Source organism: Sorangium sp. So ce394, from assembly GCF_051474665.1.
GTDB lineage: Bacteria > Myxococcota_A > Polyangia > Polyangiales > Polyangiaceae > Sorangium > Sorangium cellulosum_D.
Genome location: NZ_CP150339.1, coordinates 9,967,313 through 9,985,884, shown reverse-complemented (window position 1 = coordinate 9,985,884; position 18,572 = coordinate 9,967,313). Strand labels below are relative to the sequence as shown.

The window sequence follows — 18,572 nt, the reverse complement described above, 5'->3', positions numbered from 1 at the left end:
GGGGGGGAAGACCTCGTGACGCTGGTTCCGAAGATCGGATTCGGGCAGGAGGGGGGCTGGGCTGCCCGCGGCGGCGCTGACGGGTTGTCGCTCGGGCGAGCGCGCTTGCAGGGCGATCCGCCGGTCGAGGCGCCGGAGGCGTGCTGGCTGGACGGCGACGAGGTCTGGCTGCGCATCGAGGGGCTCGAGCCGAGCTACCCGGTCGTCCTGCTCGGCGCGATGGGCGCCTGGATCGAGCCCGATTATCAGACGTCGTTCCCCTTCGGCAGCGTGGTCTTCGTGCGCCTGTCGTTCCGCGGCGACGAGATCGGCCCGATCCCCGCCCTCCTGGTGCTGCAGTCGATGGGCCTCCGGGGCCCGCTCATCGGGCTCTCGTTCCAGGAGGTCTCCGCGCGCGCGACCGGCCAGATCCGCGAGGCGCTGCGCGCCCTCGTCGACGCCGGGGCGGCGAAGGCCGCGGCCTCGAGCCTCTTCCGGTCCTCGGCCGCGGAGGCCGGGCAGGTGCGCGAGGTGATCGACGACCCGCGGCGGGTGCGCGACATCCTGGGCGTCCTCCTGCGCAAGAAGGGCATCGTCCGCCGCGCCGCCGAGAGCGCGCCGTCCCTGTGCGTGATGCTCAGCGAGGTGGGGGTCGGGACGGTCCGCTGGTTCGGCATCGAGGGCTGGAGCGAGGCCTCCCCGGTCGAGATCGCCGGGCACAGCTCCGTCTTCCGGTTCAACATCCGGGCGGAGCAGGTGCGCCCCGGCGAGATCGTGTCCGCGCTGCCGGCGCGCGTGGAGCGCCTGCGGCAGAGCCTCCACGAGCGGGGCGTCGAGGTCGAGCTCACCGCGCGCTTCCTGCACCCGGAGTGGCTCCACCTGCCGCCGGTCGTGGCCGAGGTGGTCGACGTGTCGTTCTCGAGCCTGCGGCTCGCGGTCCGCGAGGGCCAGCCGCCGCTCGATCCCAGGCTCAAGCTCGCGCTGGAGCTCCCGGACGGCGACGACGGGGTGATCCACCTGAAGGGCGAGGTGCGGTCGGTGTCCGCGGCCGAGGGCGGCGCCGGGCAGCTCTGCAACGTGCGCGTCGTCGCCGCGAAGCGCGAGGACGAGCGGCGCTGGCTGCGGCTCGTGTCGCGCATCCTGCACGCGACCACCTACGGGGGGACGGCCTGGCAGGCGGAGTTCTGGGACCTCTTCGCCTCTTCGGGCTACTTCAACCTCTCCGGGCGGCGGCCGGAGAACTTCGAGGCCATGCGGCCGAGCTTCATGAGGATGGCGCAGCGGGCCGCGGCGGTGCCGCACCTCCTGCACAACGTCACCTGCCTCTCCGAGCACGGCATCGAGGGCAATTTCTCGGTGATGAAGCCTTACCACGGCACGTGGATGTTTCATCAGCTCGCGAAGCGGCCCAAGAGCGCCTCCAACCTGAGCTCCCGCCAGGTGCTCCGCGACATCTTCACGCGCTGCTGCGAGTACGCGCTGGCCGACCCGGAGTGCCGGTGGGTCATCGTCTACGCCGAGGCGCGCGTCTCGTGGAACGAGCGGTCGTTCTTCGATTTCGCCCGCAGGCACGAGGCGACGGGGCTCGCGCTCTCGCTGCCTTTCCGCCTGATGGGCGTCGACGTCCCGGCGCTGCCCCGAGGGCCCTCCGGGGCGGGTGGCGTCGAGATCGGCGAGGCGACCCCGTCGGAGCAGGCGGCGCTGCTCGGCCAGCTGTGCGCGACGTCGCCGCGCCCGTACGCGGAGGCGCTCGACCTCGTGCCGGGCAGGCTCGCGATGGGCCCCTGCGTCGAGCGCTGGCGCAGCGCCGGCCTCGAGCGGGAGCGCGCGATCTTCATCGCGCGCGAGCGCGGCGAGGCCGCGGCGGCCGCCGTCCTTGAGCTCGGCGAGCTCGGCACGAACCTCTTCCGGCTGCTCGACTCGGTCCGCCTCGTCCCCATGCGCCCCGGCGGCGACGCCGCCTTCGCCCCGCTGATCGACGCCGCGTGCGGCTGGTTCCGGAGCCACGATCGGCCGTCGTTCATCTACTTCGGCGAGCGCGGCAGGCTCAGCTACGACGGGCCCGCCGGCCTGAACGACCTCGGCGAAGGGCGGCTGTGGATCGTCGCCCGGGAGCTCGTCCCGGCGTTCGCCGAGCATGTCTACCAGCTCACCGAGCCAAAGCAGGTGCAGCGCTAGCCGCGCAAGACTCAGGGCTCAGGGCTCAGGGCCAGGCGCGAGCGCGAGGCGCGCGTTGCGCTGGCGAGCTGGCTCCGCCGCGACAGCGCGCTACGGTCTTAGCTCCCCCACGAGGCGGCATGTACCGTATCAAGATCGACAGGATCAACGCCCTCATCGAGGTCACGTTGCAAGGCGTCGTGCGCGCGGAGGAGGCGCACGCGTACGCCGCCGAGTACAGGAGGGCGCTCGGCTCGCTCTGCGGCCGGAGGATCCGCGTCCTCGTGGACTTCCGGGGGTTCTCCATCGCCTCCGAGGAGGCGACCGAGCTCCTCCGCGACATCGGCGCGACGTCGGCCGCGCTGGGGGTGATCCGGACCGCCGAGCTCGTCCAGAGCGACCTCGCCGCGCTGCAGGCGGCCCGCATCGCCCGGGAGGCGGGCACCGCGGACCTCGTGCGGGTCTTCAAGGACGAGGGCGCCGCGCGCGCCTGGCTCCTCGGCGACCGCGCCGCGCCGTGAGGCGGGCGGCCGCCGGAGCGGCCCGGGTCAGCGCACGACGAGCACGTCCTCGAGGGGGCGGCGGAGCGCGCGCGCCGACGGCGGGCCCGCGAGCGAGAGGCGGAACAGCAGGACCTCCGCCGTCGCGTCGGTGACGTCGAACAGCCGGACGTACCGCTCCCGGAGCTCCCGCGCGACCGCCGCGGTCTCCGGATCCAGCCCCTCGCCGCCGCCGCGGATCAGGCGCGCGAACAGGTACGGCAGCGTCGCCATCGGGTAGACGGCGATCCCCCGCTGCGCGGCGGTGAGCCACGCCCGCTCGACGGCCCGGCCGCCCTGGAAGTAGTCCGCGAGCCCGGCGCGCGGCATCGTGATCAGCGCGACGGCCATCGCGCCGGCGATCGCCTTGCGCGCCGTCTTCTCCAGCGCCCGGCCGCCGCCCCAGCGCCGCACGAGCTCCATCTTGCGGAAGTCCCGGCACATCGTGAACCCCGCGAGATCGGCCGGCGAGAGCTCGAACGAGCCGACGAAGATGCCGTCCCGGCGCGCCGCCGCCTCCGCCTCGGTCCAGCGGATCTCCTTCATCAGGTCGGCGTGCGTGCCCCGCGCGAGCAGCCGGACGCGATCGCCCGCGCCGATCAGCGCGGCGATCTCGTCGAGCGCCGCCGGCGACTCGAGCAGCTGGAGGTCCGCCCCCGGGACGGACCGGACCGCCGCGGCGAGGGCGGCCCGGTGCTCGTCCGCGAGCGCCGCCCGCGCGCCGGGGCGCCGGTTCGTGTGCCGGAGGCCGATGGCGTCCGCGAGGGGATCCATCGCGTGGTCCTCCGCGCGCGCTCACCGGCGCGTCGAAGAAGTCGAACGTCGCGGCGAGGTCCTCGCCGCCCAGCGGGAAGGGCGAGAGGCGCACCGAGAGCCCCTCGCGGTGGGCGGCGAGGACGACGTTCTCGGCGGCCGCGCCGAGCGCGACCACGCCGCCCGCCCCCTGGAAATCGGCGAGCGACTCGGAGCGCGCCCGGTCGTGGAACAGCCCGAGGCGGCGCGCCTCGTAGACCCAGAGCCAGGGCTGGCAGTTGCCGCCCGAGGGCGCCGCGATCCCGGCCCCGACGAGCCGCCGGAGCCGCTCGGGATCGAGCGCGACGGCGCCGGCCTCCCCGCCGCGCGGGAGCGCGAGCGCCGCGGGGGCGAGCGCCGCGGGGCCCTGCGCCGGGCCGCGCGGCGCGGGCGGCGCGGGCGCGGGCGGCGCGGGCGCGGGCGGCGCGGCCGGGTCGCCCTCGGGGCCGCCGATGAGCTGCTCCAGGTCGACGAAGTACCGGCCCGACCGCACCGGCTCCCCCAGGGCGATCCGGCGCGCCGTGTCCGCGGCCGCGGCCCCGCCGTGGACGACCGCCGAGCCGAGCTGCGGCCACGTGCTCACCGTCTGCTGCACCTCGATGAGCGTGGCGCCGAACCGCGCGGAGAGCGTGTCCTGCCCGATGATCTGCATCACATATGGCACCTTGTCCTCGGTCGACAGGCCGCGGATGCGCTCGGGCCTGAGGTCGCCGACGAGCCCGTGGAGGATCGGCCGGTCCGGCTCCAGGTCGAAGCGCTCGACGTCGATGAGCCCCCGGTCGCTCGTGTCCATCACGACCGGTATGCGGTGGGCGCGCGCCCGGTAGCGGATCTCCAGCTTGATATCGAGGCTGTCGCACTCCTCCACGACGATATCGAGCTTGCCCTCGCCCTCGCCCTCGCCCTCGCCCTCGTCCCCTCCGAGCCCGAGCAGGAAGCGATCCATGTTGTCCGGAGTGACCCCTTCGGAAAAGCACGTTACTTTGAAGAACGGGTCGAGCTCGGCGATGTCGCGCGCGGTGGCGACCGCCTTGGGCACGTCGAGGTTGTGCACGCCGGTCCGGATCCGGTTCATGTTCGAGAGCTCGAGGTGGTCGAAGTCGGCGATGCGCAGCTCGCCGGCGCTCCGCTCGAGCGCGATGGTGAGCGCCACGGACTGGCCGACGGAGAGCCCGACGACGCCGATCCGCCGGCGCGCGAGCGTCTCCTGCTCTTCGGCGCTGATCTTGTACTTGTTGCGGTTGGTCCGGAGCTCGACGAACTCGGCCTCATCGAGCAGGTGCACGAGGCGGTGCGACCACGGGTAGTGGACCCAGACGCCGTACGCCTCCCGCGGGGCGCCGCCGAGGTGCTCCTCGACGAGCCGCGCGATCTCGCGCGCATCGAGGGTGCGGCTCGGGTGGCGCGTCTTGACCAGATCCGCGAGCTGCCGGTCGATCGCGTCGAAGACGCGGACGCGCGCGTCGTCGCGCAGCAGGCGCCCGAGCGCCTCGGCGTCCGCCTCGCGCGCCGGCCGGAAGAGGCGCGGCCGCCACTCGGTCGATTCTGCGTCTCGTCGCTGAGGGGAGGAGAGGAGCGCTTGCCAGCGGGTCATGGCCACCGTGGTACCAGGTCTCTCCGGGCGCGTCGCGGCGCCCGCCGGCCGGCGCCGCCCGCGGTGGCCCCCCGATCAGCGCGGCGTGCGGGGCGCCCGGCCCTCGATCTCGAGCCGCATCCTGGCGACCTTGTGGTGCACCGTGGCGGCCTCGGGCCCGCTGACCTCGAGGTAGCGCAGGGCGCCCGCGATGTCGTTGCCCCGGAACGACCTCACCCGCGGGTTGAACCAGCTGAGCGCTATCGTGATCTGCCGGACCAGCAGCGCATCGGTGCAGATCGCCACAGTGAGTGTGTGGTTGCTTACGAAATCGTTGACCGACGCGCGCTGCTTCGCGTTGGGGCCGCCTCCGGCGGTCACCACCAGCGTTTTGGAGCAGGTGGGCGGGAGCGCCAGCACCGTCTGCATGTAGAGCTCCCAGTCCTCGTCGCTCGGCGGTTCCCTGCCGTGGACGGCGATGAGCACGTGCTCCGTCGTGTCGAACAGCATGGTGGGTAGGGTCATCGTCTCACCGAGCGCTCGCAGAGCTTACGTCGTCGCGTCGCCGAGCCGCCAGATCGCGGCGGCGTCCGCTGGGGCCGCCGCGCGGCCGGCGATGGGGCAAGGGGTCGCGAGATCCATGGCGTTGCACCTAGGACGGTTCGATCGACGCAGCAACGTTCGGCGGCGACTTTCGACGCGGTGGTGGCGCCATGCGGCGCGCGGGGCCGGGCCGCGCGCCGCGCCCGCGGCGTCGGGCCGGCTCGGCCTCGAACGCGCGTCGATGACGCCGCCCGAGCGGGGCGACCGCGCGCGATCGCGCGGCGTGACGCGGCATGACCAGGGCGTACCCGAGTTGTTTCCAAAGGATTTCATGACGTGCTGCTGGGCAGTTGCACCGGGGCCTGTCAGCCACGCTGTGGTCTATACTACGGAATGTGCGTGGACGGTCTTTCTCACAGCGGCTCCGGCGCATGCGGCGTCGCAGCGAGGCTTGACGGAGGACCCCCACCACATGTAGCGCTCGATCGGTGGGTTGTATTGTCCAGCGGACAGGGCCGGCGCCCGGCCTGCTGCGGATGTCAATGTGACCACCTCGCCGGGGGAAAGGTGTTTCGCGATGCGCGTGCTGGAAAACTTCGTCGGCGGCGCCTGGTCTCGCTCTTCGGGGACGACGCACCTCGAGGTGAAGAACCCGGCCACCGGGGAATCTCTTGCAAAGGTCCCGCTCGGGACCGCGGCGGACGTCGACGCGGCGGTGAAGGCGGCGCAGGCGGCGTTCCCCGGCTGGAGCGCGACGCCGCCGGTGCAGCGGGCGCGCTACCTCTTCAAGCTGCGCGAGGTCTTCGACGCCCACCGCGACGAGATCGCGGCGATCTGCACCTCCGAGCACGGCAAGACGCTGGCCGAGGCCAGGAACGATTTCGGCCGCGGCATCGAGAACGTCGAGCACGCGGCCGGCATCCCGTCGCTGATGATGGGGCAGGGCCTCGGGGACGTGGCGTCCGGGATCGACTGCCACACGGTCCGCCAGCCGCTCGGCGTGTTCGCGGCGATCACGCCGTTCAACTTCCCTCCGATGGTCCCGCTCTGGTTTCTGCCCTACGCGATCGCCACGGGGAACACCTTCGTCCTGAAGCCCTCGGAGCAGGTCCCGCTCTCGCAGCAGCGCATCTTCGAGCTGATCCAGGAGGCCGGGCTGCCGCCCGGGGTCGTGAACCTGGTCCACGGCGGCCGCGACGTCGTGAACGCCCTCTGCGCGCACAAGGACATCGCGGGCGTGTCGTTCGTCGGCTCGTCGTCGGTCGCGCGCCACGTGTACAGGAGCGCGGCGGAGGCGGGCAAGCGGGTCCAGGCGCTCGGCGGGGCGAAGAACTTCCTCGTGGTGATGCCGGACGCCGAACGGTCGAAGACGATCGGCAACGTGGCCGAGTCGATCTACGGCTGCTCGGGCCAGCGCTGCCTGGCCGGCAGCGTGGTCGTGTGCGTCGGCGACGCGGTCGACGCCGTGCGCGAGGGGCTCGTCCGCCACGCGAAGGGGATCGTGCTGGGCGACGGGTCGAAGCAGGGCGTGACCATGGGCCCGGTGATCTCGGCGGCGCACCGCGACCGGGTGATCTCGTACATCGACAAGGGCGTGTCGGAGGGGGCGACGCTCCTCGTGGACGGCCGGGACGCCAGGGTCGAGGGGTATCCGAACGGCAACTGGGTCGGTCCCACGGTCTTCGACGACGTGAAGCCGGGGATGGTGATCGCGACCGAGGAGATCTTCGGCCCGGTCGCCTGCCTGATGCGCGCGCGCGACCTCGACGAGGCGATCGCGATCGCGAACCGGAGCGAGTACGGCAATGCGGCGTCGATCTTCACGTCGAGCGGCGGCGCCGCGCGCGAGTTCCAGCACCGCGTCACGGCCGGGATGGTCGGCGTGAACATCGGCGTCGCGGCGCCGATGGCCTTCTTCCCCTTCGGCGGCCAGAAGGGCAGCTTCTTCGGCGACCTGAAGGCGCACGGCCCGACCGCCATCGACTTCTACACGGAGCGCAAGGTCGTCATCACGAGGTGGTTCTGATGGCACGAAACGTACTTGGCGGGCTGATCCAGTGCTCGACCCCGGCCCTGGACGAGGGCGCCTCGGTGCTCTCGATCCGGGACGCGATGTTCGAGAAGCACCTCCCGTTCATCGACGAGGCGGGGAAGAAGGGGGTGCAGATCCTCTGTTTGCAGGAGGTCTTCAACACGCCTTATTTCTGCCCCTCTCAGGACGCGAAATGGTGCGACGTGGCCGAGCCCGTCCCGGGCCCGACGGTCGAGCGGCTCACCGCCTACGCCAAGAAGTACAAGATGGTGATGATCATCCCCATCTACGAGCGGGAGATGGCGGGCGTCTACTACAACACCGCGGCCGTGGTCGACGCCGACGGGACGTACCTCGGCAAGTACCGGAAGACCCATATCCCGCACACGAACGGGTTCTGGGAGAAGTTCTTCTTCAAGCCGGGAAACCTCGGCTACCCGACGTTCCAGACGCGGTATGCGCGGATCGGCGTGTACATCTGCTACGATCGCCACTTCCCGGAGGGGGCGCGGCTGCTCGGCCTCAACGGCGCCGAGATCGTGTGGAACCCGTCGGCGACGGTCGCCGGGCTCTCCCAGTACCTCTGGAAGCTCGAGCAGCCCGCGCACGCGGTGGCCAACGGCTACTTCATCGCCGCCTCGAACCGCGTCGGCACCGAGGCGCCGTGGAACATCGGCAAGTTCTACGGCACGAGCTACTTCTGCGACCCGAGGGGCGCCTTCCTCGCGACCGGGAGCGAGGACCAGGACGAGCTCGTGGTCGCCGAGATGAACCTCGACATGATCGAGGAGGTCCGGAGGACATGGCAGTTCTACCGCGATCGCCGGCCCGAGAGCTACGGTGAGCTCACGAAGCAGCTGCCTTGAGGGCCACCGGCCGCGGCGAGGCGACGGAGATCGCTAGCCCGGCCATGCGACGTCCACCGCGAAGCCAGAAGCAGCGCCGGGGCGCTGGTCGCGGACGGCACGCTCCCCCGGCGTTTCCCTCGCCACGGCGGCGCCGCCCCCCGGAGGGGACCCGCCGCCCGGCGCGCACCCGCGGAGAAGCAACATGGGCATCCTGATCAAGAACGGCGAGATCATCACAGCGAGCGACCGGTTCGTCGGCGACGTCTACTGCGAGGACGGGAAGATCGCCGCCGTCGGCGCGGGGCTCGCGAAGGAGCGCGCGGGAGACACGGTGATCGACGCCTCGGGGCAGCTCGTCTTCCCGGGCGGGGTCGACGCCCACGTGCACATGGAGCTGCCGTTCATGGGGACGGAGAGCTCGGACGACTTCGAGACCGGCACCGCGGCGGGCGTGGCCGGGGGCACGACGTCGATCATCGATTTCGTGATCCCGAGCCGCGGGCAATCGCTGCTCGACGGGCTCGCGATGTGGCACGAGAAGGCGAAGAAGGCGGTGGCCGATTACGCCTTTCACATGGCCGTCACCTGGTTCGGCGACGAGACGCTCAAGGAGATGGCCGTCTGCACGCGCGAGCACGGCATCCCGTCGTTCAAGACCTTCATGGCCTACCGCGGGGCCATCGGCGTCGACGATCCGGAGCTCATCCAGGTGATGGAGGCGGCCAAGGGCCTCGGCGCGCTCGTCACCGTCCACGCCGAGCACGGCGACGCGGTGGTCGCGCTCCAGAAGCGGCTGCTCAGGGAGGGCAAGACCCACCCGCGGCACCACGCGGAGAGCCGCCCCGCGCCGATCGAGGGGGAGGCGACGGGGCGCGCGATCATGCTCGCCCGGGTGATCGGCGAGCCGATCTACATCGTCCACCTCACCTGCAAGGAGGCGCTCGCCGCGGTCGCCGAGGCGCGGAGCCGGGGCCAGGTGGTCATGGCCGAGACGTGCCCCCAGTACCTCCTGCTCGACGACTCGGTCTACGACAAGCCGAACTTCGAGGGCGCGGCGTACGTGATGAGCCCGCCGATCCGGCCGAAGGGGCACCAGGACGCGCTGTGGGCCGCGCTCTCGACGGGGCTCATCCAGACGGTGGCGACCGACCACTGCCCCTTCAACCAGGTCGGCCAGAAGGACATGGGCAAGGACGATTTCTCGAAGATCCCGAACGGCGCCGCCGGCATCGAGAACCGGCTCGCGCTCCTCTGGACCTACGGGGTGCTCGAGGGGCGGATCGACGTCCACCGCTTCGTCGATCTCGTCTCCACGCAGCCGGCCAAGATCTTCGGGCTGTACCCGCGCAAGGGCTCGATCGTGCCCGGCGGCGACGCGGATCTCGTGGTCTTCGACCCGAAGGGGACGAGCACGATCTCCGCGAAGACGCACCACCACCGGTGCGACCGGAGCATCTTCGAGGGGTTCGAGGTGAAGGGGAGGCCGACGCATGTCATCGTGAACGGCAGGGTTCAGTACGCGGACGGCAAGCTCGACGTGGAGCGCGGCGCCGGGCGCTACCTGCCGCGGCGGCTCGGCCCGACCCAGGGCTCGCGGGCCGCGTGAGCCGAGGCCGCCGCAGCGCGCGAGCACGAGCATGAGCCAAGACCCAAGCCGCCTCTCACCCCTCCCGTCCGGCCGGATCGAAGAGCGATTCGAGGACAAGAGCCCGCGCTACACCGAGGCCGAGGCGATCGCCGAGGCGAACCGGTGTCTTTACTGCGTCGACGCGCCCTGCGTAAGGGCGTGCCCGACCTCCATCGACATCCCGAGCTTCATCCGGAAGATCGCGACGGGCCAGGTGAAGGGCGCCGCCCGCACCATCCTCACGGCCAACCTGCTCGGCCAGTCGTGCGGGCAGGCGTGCCCGGTCGAGGTCCTCTGCGCGGGCGACTGCGTCTACAACGCGTGGGGGCGCGAGCCGATCGCGATCGGCCGACTCCAGCGCTACGCGGTCGAGTCGGCGCTCGCGCGCGATCCGCGGCTCTTCCGGGCGAAGCCGCCCACGGGCAAGCGCGTCGCGCTCGTGGGCGCGGGGCCCGCGTCGATCGCCGCGGCCGGCTACCTCGCCCTCGAGGGGCACCGCGCCGTGATCTTCGAGCAGAGGTCGATCCCCGGCGGCCTGAACACGCTCGGGATCGCGCCCTACAAGATGAAGGGGGACGAGGCGCTCCGCGAGCTCGAGTGGGTGCTGTCGCTCGGGGACGTCGAGCTCCGCACGGGCGTGTCGGTCGTCGAGCGGGCGGCCGCGCCGGGCGAGGTGTCGACAGGCGACCTGATCGCGGGCTACGACGCGGTCTTCCTGGGGCTCGGCCTCGGCGCCGACGCGCGCCTCGGCATCCCCGGGGAGGACGGCGAGGGCGTGGTGGGCGCGACCGCGTTCATCGAGCGGCTCAAGGCCGATCCGCGCCTCGATCTCGCGGGCGTGCGGCGCGCGGCCGTCGTCGGCGGCGGCAACACGGCGCTCGACGTCGCGCACGAGCTCGCGCTGCTCGGGGTCGACGTGGCGATCGTGTACCGCCGCTCCGAGGCCGAGATGTCTGGCTACGCGCACGAGCTCGAGGGCGCGCGGGTCGCCGGGGCGCGGCTCGTCGAGAACCGGGTGCCGGTCGAGGTGGTGCGCGAGGGCGGGCGGGTCGTCGCGCTGCGGGTCGCGCCCGCGGACGCGCGGCGGGAGGCGCAGGGCGCCACGCCGGTCGCGGAGGAGCTCGTGCCGGCCGACCTCGTCGCCGTCGCGATCGGGCAGAGCCGGGCGACGCGGGTGGCGCTCGCGTTCGAGGGCGTCTCGCTCGACGCGCGGGGGCGCGTGGTGGTCGACCCGGCGACGCACCGCACGGGCAACCCGAAGGTCTACAGCGGCGGCGACTGCGTGAACGGCGGCAAGGAGGTCGTCAACGCGGTCGCCGAGGCAAAGATCGCCGCGCGCGCGATGCACGAAGCGATGATGACGCGGGCGGGCGGCGCGGCGCCCGGGCCCGCACCGCAAGGGAGCTGAGCGATGGCCGACCTCTCTATCGACTTCGCCGGGATCAAGAGCCCGAACCCGTTCTGGCTCGCCTCGGCGCCGCCGACGAACACCGGCGATCAGGTCCGGCGCGCCTTCGACGCCGGCTGGGGCGGCGCCGTCTGGAAAACGCTCGGAAACCCGATCGTCAACGTGTCGAGCCGCTTTGGAGGCATCGATTACGGCACGATGCGGCTCATGGGGCTCAACAACGTCGAGCTCATCACCGACCGCCCGCTCGACGTGAACCTCAGGGAGATGCGCGAGGTCAAGCGGCGCTACCCGGGCCACGCGCTCATCGCCTCGCTGATGGTCGAGACGAAGGACGAGTGGCGCGAGATCATCCGCAAGGCCGAGGACACGGGCGCCGACGGGCTCGAGCTCAACTTCGGCTGCCCGCACGGGATGTGCGAGCGCGGCATGGGCTCGGCCGTCGGCAACGAGCCGGCGGTCCTCCAGGAGATCGCGCGGTGGGCCGTCGAGTTCGCGACGACGCCGGTCATCGTGAAGCTCACGCCCAACGTCGGCGACATCCTCGAGCCGGGCGAGGCGGTGCTCCGGTCCGGGGCGCACGGGATCTCGCTGATCAACACGATCAAGTCGCTGATGGGCGTCGATCTGGAGCGGATGGTCCCGCTGCCGCGGGTCGGCGGCGCGTCGACGAACGGCGGCTACTGCGGGCCGGCGGTCAAGCCGATCGCGCTCCACCTCCTGAGCCAGCTCGCGCGCCACCCCCAGATCGGCCGGCTGCCCATCTCGGGCATCGGCGGCATCTCGAGCGCCCGCGACGCCGCGGAGTTCATCGCGCTCGGCGCGACGAGCGTGCAGGTGTGCACCGCGGTGATGCACTACGGCTACCGCATCGTCGAGGAGATGATCGAGGGGCTCAGCGACTGGCTCGACGAGCACGGGATGCGCTCGGTGAGCGAGCTCCGGGGCAGGGCGGTCCCGCAGGTGCAGGAGTGGGGCGAGCTGGATCTCTCGTACCGGGTCGTCGCGGAGATCAGCGCCGAGAAGTGCATCGGCTGCCAGCTCTGTTACGTCGCCTGCATGGACGGGGCGCACCAGTGCATCCACCTGCCGGGCAGGACCGAGGCGGAGGCGCGCGCGGCGGGCCACACCCACATCCCGAAGGTCATCCCGGATCGCCCGGTGACGGCGGATCCGAGCGGCGCCGCCGCGCCGTCGCGCGTCCCGTTCGTGGACGAGGAGGAGTGCATCGGCTGCAACCTGTGCGCGCTGGTGTGCCCGGTGTCGGGGTGCATCACGATGAGGGAGGTGCCTTCAGGCAGGCCGCCTGAGACGTGGAACGACCGTGTCCAGAAGGGGACGGACTTCGTGCCTGGCGGGCTGGAAGCGACCGCCCGCGCGCGGAGCTCCTGATCCCGGGCTCCCGACCCGCCGGCCCGGAGCCCGCGACGATCGCGAACGCGCATGCGCCGGCGGAGCTCGCTGGGAGGAGCCTCGATGTCGCTGACGAACGAAGATCTCGCGCCCACGCCGGAGGCGGCGCGCACCTGGAAGCTCGGGCATTTCGCGGCGCTGTGGATCGGGATGGCCGTCTGCATCCCGACGTACACGATGGCCTCCGGGCTCATCGATCAGGGGATGAGCTGGCAGCAGGCGCTCGCGTGCGTGGCGCTCGGCAACGTCATCGTGCTCCTGCCGATGATCCTGAACGCCCACGCGGGCACCCGGTACGGCATCCCGTTTCCGGTGTTCGCCCGCGCGTCGTTCGGCGTGACGGGCGCGAACGTGCCGGCGGTGCTGCGCGCGCTGGTCGCCTGCGGGTGGTTCGGCATCCAGACGTGGCTCGGCGGGCAGGCGCTCTGGCAGCTCCTCGTCGCGCTCCTGCCCTCGGCGGAGGCGCCGCTGACCTCGGCGGCGTTCAAGGGGGCGATCGGCATCCACCCCGGCGAGCTCCTCGGGTTCGCCGTCTTCTGGGTGATCAACCTCTATTTCATCCTGAAGGGGACGGAGTCGATCAAGTTCCTCGAGACGTGGGCGGCGCCGTTCCTCATCGTGATGGGCCTCGTGATGCTCGGCTGGGCGTACGTCCGCGCGGGCGGGTTCGGCCCGATGCTGTCGCAGCCGTCGAAGATCCCCGAGGGGCAGCTCCTCAGCGTGTTCGCGCCCGGCCTCACCGCGATGGTCGGGTTCTGGGCCACGCTCTCGCTGAACATCCCGGATTTCACGCGGTACGCGCGCAGCCAGCGCGATCAGGCGATCGGCCAGGCGCTCGGGCTGCCGGCGACCATGGTGCTGTTCTCGTTCATCGGGGTCGCGGTCACCTCGGCGACGCCGGTGATCTTCGGGGAGCTCATCTGGGACCCGGTGAAGCTGCTCGCCCGGATCGGCGGGGCGTTCATCATGGTCCTCGCGATGGTGGGCCTGTCGGTCGCCACGCTGTCGACGAACCTCGCCGCCAACGTCGTCTCGCCGGCCAACGACTTCTCCAACCTCGCGCCCCACCGCATCTCCGCGCGGGCGGGCGGCGTGATCACCGCCGTCCTCGGCGCGGTGATCCTGCCGTGGAAGCTCATCGAGTCGTCGCAGGGGTACATCTTCACGTGGCTCGTCGGCTACTCGGCGCTCCTCGGGCCGATCGGCGGGATCATGATCGCCGATTACTTCCTCCTCCGGCGGACGCAGCTCGAGGTGGGCGACCTGTACCGGCGCGGCGGGGCCTACGAGTACCAGGGCGGGGTGAACTGGCGGGCGATGGCCGCCCTCGCGATCGGCGTGCTCATCAACCTGCCGGGCTTCCTCGCCGAGGCGATCCCGTCGATGAAGGACGCCGTCCCGGAGGTGATGCGCTCGATCTACACGTATGCGTGGTTCGTGGGGTTCTTCGTCTCGGGAGGGCTCTACCTGCTGTTCTCGCTGGCCGGCCGCGCGGAGCCCGCCGCGGCGCGCGGGGCGTCGCCGGCGCGCTGAGGCGGGCGGGTGGCCGGCCGAGCGCGGGTCAGGGGGCGAGCTTCACGATGTACGCGCTCCCGTTGTCGTACGAGCCCGCGCCGATCACGTTGCCGGCGCCGTCCACGGCCACATCGACGATCCCGCCGTAGCTCGCGGCGCCGAGCGGATCGGCCGACCACAGCACGTCGCCCGACGGCGAGAGCTTCACGATCGTGCCGTTCGGGGTGATGACCGCGTTGCCGGCGGCGTCGACGGCGACGGCGCTGTCGCTGTAGATGTCGTTTCCGGAGCCGAAGCCGGTCGTGTCGATGCTCCACAGCGGCGCGCCCGAGGCGGTGAACCGCGTCACGGCGCCGCGGAAGGCGACGACCACGTCGCCGGAGGGGGCCACGGCGACGTCGCCCGCCTGCGCCGTGCCCGAGACGATCTGGCTCCATACGTGATTGCCGGCCGCGTCGAACTTCGCCAGGTACATGCCGTCGTCCACCGGCGAGCTCGTGAGCGGCCCGCCGCCGAGGTCGACGACGCCGAAGTACTTGCCGAGGACGACGACGTTGCCGGCGCCGTCGACGGCGACGCTCCTGGGGCCGCTCTCGTAAGCGTTCGTCGGGAAGGTCTTGGCCCAGATCGGCGCGCCCGCCGCGTCGAGCCGCGCGATCAACAGCTCGCTGCCCGGCCCGCCGCCGAGGGTGCCAGCGCCGAGATCCACCGTGTCCCAGATGACGGCCGCGAGCGCGGCGCCCGAGCCGGCCCGGGCGACCTCGATCTGGTCGAGGTCGTCGATCTGCGCGAGGAGGTCGCCCGACGCGCTGAACCGCCGCAGCCCGAAGTTCGAGACTGCGAGCACCTGGCCGGAGCCCGACTCGGCGACGCTCAGGAAGATGTTGTCGCCGGCCGGGCGCCGGTCCCACACGTAGCCCCCCGCGGCGTCGAGCTTCACGAGGAAGCTCGTGTTGAACAGCTCGAACGACGTCGGCTCGCCCTGCCCGGCGAAATCGACGGGGCCGTAGCCGTAGCCGCCGAAGATCACGCTGTCCCCGCCGCCGACCGTGACGGTGTACGCCCGCATCCCCTCGTTCCAGCCGTTGACGAAGAGCCTGCTCCAGAGGACGGCGCCGGGGGCGCACGGCGCGCAGCTCGGGCCCCCGCAGTCGATGCCGGACTCGGCGCCGTTGCGGATCCCGTCCTCGCACGTGTCGTGGTAGCAGACCGTGAGCGCCGGCCGCTCCGCGGCGCTCGCGCTCTCGCTGCTCCGCAGGGTGCTCCGGGTGACCGCGTCCTCCTCGAGCAGCACGCCGTGGTTGCCCTGCGCGCCGCTCACCCAGGCCTGCGCGAGCGCGGTCACGTCGACGTTGCGGAAGCCGGTGGTGCCGCCGGGCCCGCCGGTGACGAAGGAGGCCTCGACCGCCGGATCGAAGTGGCCGCCGCCGCCGAAGCTGCCCCACGTGACGGTCGACTCCGACCAGGGCGCGGTGGCCCGGTGGACGCGCACGGCGCTGCTCTCGATCTTGTAGGTCTGGTAGAGCGACAGCGTCGCCGAGGCGATCTCCGCGCTCGCGGGGACGCCGGCGAGGTCGAACCGGAGCAGGCTCCGCCGGACGCCGCCCGTGCCGGTGCCCGTCGTAATCGTGGTGCTCGCGCCGTCGTTCCAGCCGGGCGACACCTGCCAGATCGTCGCGTCGGCCACCGCGCCGCCGAGGCCGCGGCGGATCGTCACGCACCGCGGGTCGCACGCGTCGCCGAGGCCGTCGGCGTCGCCGTCCACCTGCGACGGGTTCGCGGCGGCAGGGCAGTTGTCCTGCGCGTCGACCACCCCGTCCCCGTCGCCGTCCTGCGCGACCTCGATCGCAACCGCGGGGGAGCCCACCAGGACCGAGCTCCCCGACACGGCGACGGCCTTGCCGAAGCCGCCGCCGGTCGGTCCGGTGCCGGCGAGCTTGGCCCGCTCGATCTCGATCCACTCGCCGGCCGCCGGCGAGAACACGTACGCGGCCCCCGCGTCCGGCTGGTCGAGGCGGTCGGCCAGGAGCGCCCCCGCCACCGCCATGTCGCCGGAGATCGCCACCGCCTCGCCCAGGCCGTCGCCGGTCCTGCCGTCGGTCGCGATCAGCCGGGAATCCCGGCGCCAGCCGCTCCCCGCGCGGTCGAACACGTAGGCCAGGCCCCGCCCGAGCTGGTACCAGGGCATCGGCGGGCTGAGGACGCCCGGCGCGCCCACGACGATGCGCGCGCCCGAGATCGCGACCGAGCTGCCGAAGCGGTCGTACAGAGCCTCCGGCGGGTCCGCCGCGAGCTTGTGCGGGGCGCTCCAGTCGCTCGCGTCGAACACGAACGCGGCGCCCACGCCGTCGTGCTCCAGCCACCACGCGTTCCCCGGCGAGCCCACGACCACCGTGCCGCCCTCGATCGCGACGGGCGGCGTCTCCCAGGAGTTCTCGCCGGCCGGGGGGGCGAGCTCGATCTCCTCGCTCCAGGCGCCGCCGCTCCGCGCGAACACGTAGACCGAGCTCTCGGCCGAGAGCGCGGCCCGGTCGCCGTCGACCGCGACGGCCTCGCCGATGGGGTTCGCCGCCCCGCCGCTCGCGACGAGCTTGGCCTGCTCGGACCACGCGCCGCCGCTCCGCACGAAGACGTAGGCGGCGCCGGCGCCCCCGGTGCCCCACGGCGCGCCGACCACGATCGTGTCCGCCGAGACCGCGACGGAGCGCCCGAACGAGCCGCCGGCGCCCCCGTCGCTCGGGACGAGCTTGGCCTGCTGCGCCCAGGCGCCGCCGCCGCTCTTCACGAACACGTACGCGCTCCCGGGCGCCCCGACGACCGCGGTGTCGCCGGACATGGCGATCGCCTCGCCGCCGAGGTGGACCTGGCTCCCGCCGTCGACCGCGATGAGCGCCGTCCGCTGCGAGGCGGCGAGGGGATCGACCGTGATCGGGTACGCGGCCCCGGCGGTGTCGACGCGCAGCGACAGCGCGCGCTCGCCGGCGCCGAGCTCCATCCACGCGGGCAGCGTCCGCCCCGCGGCGTCGGTGGCGTGGAGATCCGTGTACCGGAGCGCCACCGCGCCCGAGGCGTCGCGCAGCGCGACCCCCTCGCCGCCGCCGAGCGGCGCCGCGCGGAGGTCGCCGCCGAGGGCGAGCTCGATCACGAGGTCCCGATCGCCCTGCGCGCGGCAGGGCGGCGCCGCGGGCACGGTGAAGCCCTGCTCCAGCCCGAGCGGCCCGTTCACGTACCACTCCACGAGCTCCTCGCCCGGCGACGCGCCCTGCCGGCGGAGCTCCACGCGGTTGTCCGCGGCGCGCGGCGCGGCGCTCGCCACCGCGCGCAGATCGCCCGCGCACCCGTACCGCGCCGGGGCCATCGAGAAGCTCCACCGCCCCTCGCCCTCCTGGGGCGCGATCCGCACGCCCGACGCGCTGAAGTCGGCGGTGAGCCGGTGCGCCGGGTTCGGCGCGCGCAGCCCGGGCGCCTTCCCCGCCGAGGGCGCCTCGACGACCCTGTAGCTCTCGGGCGCGCTCGACTGCACGGCAGCGATGTACGCCGCCCGCAGGCGCGCGCGCGCCGCCGCGTCGAGCGCCGCGGGCGCCGCCGCGCCGGGCGCCGCGGGCGCCGCCGCCGCGCCGTCGACGGACGATGAAGGGCCTTGCGGCGCCTCGGTGGAGGCGCAGCCCCCCACCATGGCGGCTGCAGCCATCACCCGTCCCACCCGCCCCATTCGAGTTCCCATAAGCTGGATCTCCCCATCTGGCTGGCGCTCCCTCGCGCGCGCGCACCGGGCGCCGGAGCGCTCCGCGCGGCAGGGCAGCGAGCCGCGGCGCACGCTCGCAAGGACCGCGCCCCCGGCGGTGGACGCGCGCGGCGCCGCCGATGGCTCGCGCGCTCGGTCGATCCGGGCCGAGCCGACGGCGCCTTCGCCGCTCGCTCCTGGCCATTGGCCGGCCATGGCCCCGTGGGCCGGCCATGGCCCCGTGGGCCGGCCGCCGGCGGGGCCGCGGACGGGCGCCTCGCTGCGGGGCGGCGCCTCGCGCCGGCGCCGCGGCCGATTCCGTGACACGCGCGGCCGGGTGACCGGAACAAACAACAGAGAGGGCACGAGCCCTCGCTGGAGGCACATGGTCATGAAACTCGCAGCGACGGAAATCCGGTTGA

11 protein-coding genes and 1 pseudogene are annotated in these 18,572 nt (G+C 72.9%); 8 read left to right on the top strand and 4 right to left on the bottom strand.

Annotated elements, in window-relative coordinates:
- Positions 1 to 15 precede the first annotated feature (15 nt).
- Together WMF33_RS36895 and WMF33_RS36890 are read left to right on the top strand one after the other, a co-directional pair.
- Entirely contained in the window at positions 16 to 2,157 is a 2,142-nt protein-coding gene (locus WMF33_RS36895; protein WP_437332994.1) for a hypothetical protein, read from the top strand.
- A gap of 119 nt (positions 2,158 to 2,276) precedes the next feature.
- Entirely contained in the window at positions 2,277 to 2,657 is a 381-nt protein-coding gene (locus WMF33_RS36890) for an STAS/SEC14 domain-containing protein (RefSeq protein ID WP_020739469.1), read from the top strand.
- A 27-nt stretch (positions 2,658 to 2,684) separates the two neighbouring features.
- Here WMF33_RS36890 and WMF33_RS36885 read toward each other — a convergent pair whose 3' ends face one another.
- The 3 genes and pseudogenes from WMF33_RS36885 to WMF33_RS36875 all read right to left on the bottom strand — a co-directional run bounded on the left by WMF33_RS36885 (position 2,685) and on the right by WMF33_RS36875 (position 5,565).
- Complete coding sequence (locus WMF33_RS36885) at positions 2,685 to 3,449, bottom strand: hypothetical protein (RefSeq protein ID WP_437339602.1); 765 nt, start codon at positions 3,447 to 3,449, stop codon at positions 2,685 to 2,687.
- Positions 3,450 to 3,546: 97 nt separating this feature from the next.
- Positions 3,547 to 5,061 (bottom strand): annotated as a pseudogene (locus WMF33_RS36880) (Rv1355c family protein); the annotation flags it as partial.
- A 75-nt stretch (positions 5,062 to 5,136) separates the two neighbouring features.
- Positions 5,137 to 5,565 carry a hypothetical protein gene (locus WMF33_RS36875; RefSeq protein WP_237244411.1) on the bottom strand — a complete coding sequence of 143 codons (429 nt, stop codon included), beginning with the start codon at positions 5,563 to 5,565 and terminating at the stop codon, positions 5,137 to 5,139.
- A gap of 595 nt (positions 5,566 to 6,160) precedes the next feature.
- On the opposite strand from WMF33_RS36875, the gene WMF33_RS36870 reads away from it, so the two are divergent.
- The 6 genes from WMF33_RS36870 (at position 6,161) to WMF33_RS36845 (ending at position 14,444) form a co-directional block, all read left to right on the top strand.
- A complete protein-coding gene (locus WMF33_RS36870) occupies positions 6,161 to 7,609 on the top strand; it encodes a CoA-acylating methylmalonate-semialdehyde dehydrogenase (RefSeq protein WP_437332993.1) in 1,449 nt (482 codons plus the stop codon).
- The gene (locus WMF33_RS36865; protein WP_061622469.1) at positions 7,609 to 8,481 is read left to right on the top strand and encodes a nitrilase-related carbon-nitrogen hydrolase; all 873 of its coding nucleotides are present in this window, start codon (positions 7,609 to 7,611) and stop codon (positions 8,479 to 8,481) included. The genes WMF33_RS36870 and WMF33_RS36865 overlap by 1 nt, the downstream gene beginning before the upstream one ends.
- 184 nt (positions 8,482 to 8,665) lie before the next feature.
- Positions 8,666 to 10,069, top strand: coding sequence for a dihydropyrimidinase (gene hydA, locus WMF33_RS36860; protein ID WP_061622468.1), 1,404 nt, complete (start codon positions 8,666 to 8,668; stop codon positions 10,067 to 10,069).
- A 31-nt stretch (positions 10,070 to 10,100) separates the two neighbouring features.
- Positions 10,101 to 11,498: an FAD-dependent oxidoreductase gene (locus tag WMF33_RS36855; protein ID WP_437332992.1), complete on the top strand. Its 1,398-nt coding sequence runs from the start codon at positions 10,101 to 10,103 to the stop codon at positions 11,496 to 11,498.
- Positions 11,499 to 11,501: 3 nt separating this feature from the next.
- Positions 11,502 to 12,890, top strand: a complete 1,389-nt coding sequence (gene preA, locus WMF33_RS36850) for an NAD-dependent dihydropyrimidine dehydrogenase subunit PreA (RefSeq protein WP_437332991.1) — start codon at positions 11,502 to 11,504, stop codon at positions 12,888 to 12,890.
- Between the two features lie 84 nt (positions 12,891 to 12,974).
- Positions 12,975 to 14,444 carry an NCS1 family nucleobase:cation symporter-1 gene (locus WMF33_RS36845; protein WP_437332990.1) on the top strand — a complete coding sequence of 490 codons (1,470 nt, stop codon included), beginning with the start codon at positions 12,975 to 12,977 and terminating at the stop codon, positions 14,442 to 14,444.
- 28 nt (positions 14,445 to 14,472) lie between these two features.
- On the opposite strand, the gene WMF33_RS36840 is transcribed toward WMF33_RS36845, so the two are convergent.
- Positions 14,473 to 18,138 carry a DNRLRE domain-containing protein gene (locus WMF33_RS36840; RefSeq protein WP_437332989.1) on the bottom strand — a complete coding sequence of 1,222 codons (3,666 nt, stop codon included), beginning with the start codon at positions 18,136 to 18,138 and terminating at the stop codon, positions 14,473 to 14,475.
- Positions 18,139 to 18,572 lie beyond the last annotated feature (434 nt).